Origin of the sequence: Megamonas sp. Calf98-2 (assembly GCF_900110235.1) — a bacterium.
GTDB lineage: Bacteria > Bacillota > Negativicutes > Selenomonadales > Selenomonadaceae > Megamonas > Megamonas funiformis.
This window is the reverse complement of record NZ_FOCY01000065.1, coordinates 1-1558: the sequence shown is the minus strand read 5'-3', so window position 1 is coordinate 1558 and position 1558 is coordinate 1. Positions and strand designations below refer to the sequence as shown.

The 1558-nt window shown below is 30.2% G+C and carries 3 protein-coding genes; 1 reads left to right on the top strand and 2 read right to left on the bottom strand.

What is annotated here, in order from left to right; translation table 11 throughout:
- Nucleotides 1-72 precede the first annotated feature (72 nt).
- Entirely contained in the window at nucleotides 73-285 is a 213-nt protein-coding gene (locus BMX03_RS11015) for a hypothetical protein (RefSeq protein ID WP_022227933.1), read from the top strand.
- 43 nt (nucleotides 286-328) lie between these two features.
- On the opposite strand, the gene BMX03_RS11010 is transcribed toward BMX03_RS11015, so the two are convergent.
- Nucleotides 329-844, bottom strand: a complete 516-nt coding sequence (locus tag BMX03_RS11010; protein ID WP_075554773.1) for a transcription repressor NadR — start codon at nucleotides 842-844, stop codon at nucleotides 329-331.
- Nucleotides 845-861: 17 nt separating this feature from the next.
- Complete coding sequence (gene ybaK / locus BMX03_RS11005; RefSeq protein WP_008539794.1) at nucleotides 862-1332, bottom strand: Cys-tRNA(Pro) deacylase; 471 nt, start codon at nucleotides 1330-1332, stop codon at nucleotides 862-864.
- Nucleotides 1333-1558 lie beyond the last annotated feature (226 nt).

Below are 1558 nucleotides of genomic sequence, written 5' to 3'. Positions count from 1 at the left end.
AATGATATCGAATCATTGTTTTTTAGCGAGCTTATATCCCCATAAATAAATTTAGGGGCTTTACGCTCGCATTTGGTAAATGTTTTAAATTTAATTGAAGGTGAAGAAGCAATTGTAACTTCACCAGAAAATGTATTTGCTCCATTTGTTGTTCACTATGCAGAAACATTTATAATACCTGAAAATATAAAAGAATATACTATAGCACCATATGGAAAATCTATAGGGCAAAAAAATTACAACATTAAAAGCTTATGTGCGAGTTTAATTTCTATTCGTAAATAAAAAAGCAAGGATTAAAACATCGGTTTATATCCTTGCTTTTTGTTTAGGCGATTAATATATGAGCCTTGTTTAATTCAGTTTTTATTAATTCCAAAGTTTCCATATTAGGAATTTCAATTGTATGATAATGAAGACCGTTTGTTATGCTCATTAAAGCAGAAGCATTTGTTTTTTCTTTTTTTGCCAAAAATAATTGAATATCTCTACGACTATTGATGAAGAGATTGACACGAATTTCACCATATAATGGGTGTTCAACGATAACATCACGAACTTTACCACCATTATCAATGATAATTTCTAATTCTGTTTGTAAATTATCATCATTATGTTGGCAAGCTATAGTGGCGAGTTGTTCTTCTTTTGCTTGGTCGTGAGGTAGTAAATAGCCTCTAGGTGTAGCAAAAATATTATGACCGGAAGCTCTCAAAACGGTAATATCTCCAACGATAATCTGTCTACTGACTTTGAAAATATTAGCTAATTCTGAGCCAGTAATTGGTGTATTAGTTTGTTTTAACGTATAAAGGATTTGTTCACGTCTTTCATCTGTATTCATAAAAATCACTTTCTTTTTTATTTAATTAAATCGGCAACAGTAGCATTAACAGCTTTTATTAAATCTTGTGGTGCAAGTAAAATCTGTTCTCCACGTACACCTGCACTAATAGCTATTTTAGGCCATTTTAGAGCTGTTTCATCAATGAATACAGGATAAGCTTTTTTTGCACCAAGTGGAGAACAACCACCACGCACATAACCAGTTAAAGGCAATAATTCTTTAAGATGTATCATTTCTACTTTTTTAAAATTAGCAACTTGAGCAAGTTTTTTTAGATGCAATTCATCATCGCCAGGGATACAAGCCATGATGATATCATTTTTATCACTTCTAGCTACTAAAGTTTTAAATACAGTTTTTATATCCATATTTACATCTTTAGCAACATGGATAGCACTTAAGTCATTTAAATCTACTTTATATTCTTTTAGTTCATAATCTATCTTTAAGCGGTCTAAAATGCGAGCCGCATTAGTCTTTTTCATAATGATATCCTCCTAAAAATATTAATGAATATAGCTATTATTATAGCATTTAGAAAACTTTTTTAAAATATTTTATATTTTTTTTAAAAAAGTGTTGACATTTATTTGAAATCGGGTTATTATATAGAAGCTGACTCACGGAGACAGCAACAAACAAGAAATGTTCTTTGAAAACTAAACAATGCACAATATGTTTTCTAACATAAACGAATGTGCGGTATCTGCT